The sequence below is a fragment of the Paraburkholderia humisilvae genome, assembly GCF_902859855.1.
In the GTDB taxonomy this organism is placed as follows: Bacteria; Pseudomonadota; Gammaproteobacteria; order Burkholderiales; family Burkholderiaceae; genus Paraburkholderia; species Paraburkholderia humisilvae.
This window is the reverse complement of record NZ_CADIKH010000228.1, coordinates 1-3,039: the sequence shown is the minus strand read 5'-3', so window position 1 is coordinate 3,039 and position 3,039 is coordinate 1. Positions and strand designations below refer to the sequence as shown.

The 3,039-nt window shown below is 54.6% G+C and carries 3 protein-coding genes and 1 pseudogene; all 4 read left to right on the top strand.

Annotated features, from left to right (window positions below):
• Window positions 1–246: 246 nt before the first annotated feature.
• Window positions 247–444, top strand: a pseudogene (locus HV796_RS41195) (transposase domain-containing protein); the annotation flags it as partial.
• A gap of 685 nt (window positions 445–1,129) precedes the next feature.
• Window positions 1,130–1,771 (top strand): chorismate-binding protein, encoded by a 642-nt coding sequence (locus HV796_RS41190; RefSeq protein WP_175233407.1) that lies wholly within the window; start codon window positions 1,130–1,132, stop codon window positions 1,769–1,771.
• Window positions 1,749–2,114 carry a hypothetical protein gene (locus HV796_RS41185; RefSeq protein WP_175233406.1) on the top strand — a complete coding sequence of 122 codons (366 nt, stop codon included), beginning with the start codon at window positions 1,749–1,751 and terminating at the stop codon, window positions 2,112–2,114. The genes HV796_RS41190 and HV796_RS41185 overlap by 23 nt, the downstream gene beginning before the upstream one ends.
• Before the next feature lie 687 nt (window positions 2,115–2,801).
• On the top strand, window positions 2,802–3,039 hold a 238-nt coding region (locus HV796_RS43735; protein WP_217478214.1), incomplete at its 3' end, for a hypothetical protein.

Below are 3,039 nucleotides of genomic sequence, written 5' to 3'. Positions count from 1 at the left end.
CCCGCTGTCATCGCGCCACCGGCTCTCCCAGATCGCACGGTTCCGGCGTGCCACGGCCATGTGCCGGGCATCGGGAATCATCGTGTCGTTCATTCAATGCCCATAGAAGCGCGCGCCAGCGGAGCGGTTTAGCACAAACGTTTTTTGATTACCGATCGCGGACTGGCCCCGACCGGCCTGCTCACGCGTGAGAGGCCGCGATCGCCAATCAAAAAACCCTCTGCCTTATGCCGAGATCAACATAACCGCTCGAACTGGCTGTTCGCAGGATCGTTGCGCGCTGGCCAACGCGCCGCTGCGATCATGAGCCTGATCCGCTCCGCGCAGCTCAACGGTCACGATTCGTACGTCTACCTCAAAGACGTCCTCAATCGATTGCCTACCCATCGGGCTGACGACATCGCCGCACTTCTGCCGCATCGCTGGGCGCCTGCCGCACCTTGATTGACGGCAATTTAGGCTGAGGGGTGTCTTTGCCGGGCGCTTACCCTAAAAGCGGATAGCGTAGCCGCTTAAGAACCTTGGTGATGTCTGGAGCAAGCACTTTTTGCGGCGTCATTGTCTTCTTCATCGTGTGGCCAGAGCGTTTTGGTCCGCCTCGAATTTTACCTCGCCCGCGTTGATGCGACAGAGCCCGAGGGTTAGCACCGCGTACACGCTGTGCGGCTACAACATCACTGTCGGCCCGACGATTATCTATACCGTGGCGCTATCTGGCCTGGTGCGCTAGGCATTCTGAATTTTTGTGAAGTTCACGCGAACACTTGGTACTTCACTTTAGAATCGGTCCGTGGTTACCGGATTCTTCGGGATAAGGACGAGATCAAAGCCATCAGTGATGGTCGTGAAATGCCCATGAAGATCCGTCAGTCTAAATTTCGGCAATCGAATCGAGCGGAGCTATCGAACTGATCCGGTCGTTGCTGACCAAATCTTCGATTCGGTGACGTAGCCACTACGATGCATATTGATCGCATATGCTTCGGGTTCTTGACTACGAAAAGTCTCGACAAGATGTTCAGGCCGTAGTCCCAGAATGGCGTGCTATTGTTAGAATTCCGGAGAACATGGAGATGCGGTTGTACGCCTCTCTGTGTGCAGTGTTGTGCGAAACCGAAAGGGTGTTTCAGTGAGCGAGACATTGCTGTCGCTTTTGTGTGAGGCACCCGAGCGCTTGGGTGCCTTTGCCCTGTTGGTTAGGGAGGGCGATACGCGTGCACCGGTTCTTGAGATCTATGCGGGTGACATGCTATCGGTTTCCTCCCTCAGTGAAGTTCCTCTGTCACCGCGAGGTACGAATCGAAATTCTGCGCTCGCAGTTGTGCCGTACCGACAGCTCGCTGAGCGGCAGTTCGCCTGTATTGACGATAATGAACCGTTGCGCATAATGCGGATCGCTCATGAAGAAAATGTGCCAATTGGGACGGCAATGAGCAAGTGGCCGGACGCGCAGATCGTCATTTCTGAGGGCCGCTTTAACGTAGATGATGACGTATACGCCGACAGGGTCAGCGAGATCGTCGGCAACGAGATTGGCTCAGGGGCCGGCTCAAATTTTGTACTGAAGCGGACATTCCATGCTGCGCTTACAGGCTATTCATTGGCAACTGCTCTGACGGCATTCGGACGACTCGTTCGCAGGGAGTCAGGTGCCTATTGGACTTTCCTCGTTTATACAGGCGACAGGACATGGATCGGCGCCAGTCCCGAACGGCACATCAGTCTGGACGCTGGCGACGTCTGCAGCAATGTTTACCGGCGTCTACAATGAATCTGCCTCCAGCTATGCAATGTTACAGACGGGCGGCGCTGTCATGACAGTGCTCGTTCTTATGTTTGTCGCACATTCGCACACTTCTCCAAAGGTATCGGGTATAGCATCCTATCTGCTTATTGTTGCAGGCGGGTTATTGACCGCGTGGATCTCAATTCCATTTATTTATTCGATGGGGTTTATGCTCGTGGTCGGTTTTGAAAAGATGTTTAACGTATTTATCCGTAGTTCAAGACAGAAGCTGATCCCAAAAGAAGATTTTGGCAAAACTGTCGGGTTTATTGTGATGCTAAATAACTTGACTCAACCTCTTGCGGGGGGGGGGCGGCTACTTCGCTAAACCGATCGGTACTGGCGGCGTTATTGCAATTTTGACCGCCTGCATGACACTCATCGGCGTACTGTTGGCAACGACACATGGCAGGCGTTCGTCGTGGATCACGAGCCTTGACGAACATTAGCAGGTCGCACATGGGTGCATCTAAAGACGCGCTCGCAAGCGCATCGTCTGGCGCTTTGGCTGGAGCTTGATGATGACTTCGCTTTCTTCGGCCAGAAGCTACGATTGTGGATCGATCGATTCCCGGTGCGATTCAAAAAAAGGCGGGATGTGCGGTCGTATGGAATCACGGTAAATCGGGCGCGCGTCGGGCCGTTGGCCTGAATTCAAAGGCTGGCGGTGTCCCCGCGACAGACTGCGTTCCTAAACACGCCAGCGGAAAATTTCACTAATTCGCATCCGTCGGCGATCAATGCACTCGTAAAGCGGGCGTTGGGTTGGCGTGGGGTCCCGAGGTGTGGCGAGTGAATCGCAATGGACGAATACTCACCGGCCGGCATGATTGCTCGAACGACTGTCGCACTCTAAAAAGTGCTATTAAGGTTATGGCAGGTCGGAGGCAGGCTTCGGTCGATCATGACCGTCCGCGTCAGACAATGCAGCCATCTTCCCTCACTTCACCATTTAACCCCTGTCATGTCCGTTTTATCGTGGCACGCAAGGGCAGCGCAAGTTTAACGCAAGATAGTGGCGCAAGTCGAAATGTTGATTGCCTTGACATTTTCCACATTGCTGGCGTTGGGAACTTATCTTAAGGACACGGATTTCATGCCAGTCGTCCCTGATCCGGATGCGCAAAATTCCCGCCCGAATGCGAAAAGGGACTGGGCAGCCTGCTTGAGCGCGCAGGGGGAGCGGGATAAGATCCACGCCCTTGGCATGGGGCGCAGGGCGATGCGGGACGCTTCCAGGTTCATGGCAGGCG